This is a genomic window from Chryseobacterium sp. SIMBA_029, from assembly GCF_046535275.1.
In the GTDB taxonomy this organism is placed as follows: domain Bacteria; phylum Bacteroidota; class Bacteroidia; order Flavobacteriales; family Weeksellaceae; genus Chryseobacterium.
Genome location: NZ_JAWRXA010000793.1, coordinates 1 through 241, shown reverse-complemented (window position 1 = coordinate 241; position 241 = coordinate 1). Strand labels below are relative to the sequence as shown.

General features: G+C 39.4%; 1 protein-coding gene. It reads right to left on the bottom strand.

Going from position 1 to position 241, the window contains the following annotated elements:
• Positions 1–241, bottom strand: a 241-nt coding sequence (locus tag SB679_RS26105; protein WP_410705304.1) for a hypothetical protein, incomplete at both ends; no start/stop codon positions are given.

Below are 241 nucleotides of genomic sequence, written 5' to 3'. Positions count from 1 at the left end.
CTTGATGGATTGGCCAGTATAAATTCAGAAAAATAGGGCGAAACCAAGACATTATTATCTTCGTAGTAAAAACTCTCACTTCCTCCTGTAGGGTAAGTTATTTTTGTCAAAATACCGGCCTCAGCATTGCTCCCATGCACATCTCGATTACCATCCTTAATATCTGTAAAGATGTTCATGCTATTTTGCACTCCATTATAATATCCCCAGTAATCAATGGAGTTGGAATGGCGGTTGGGCA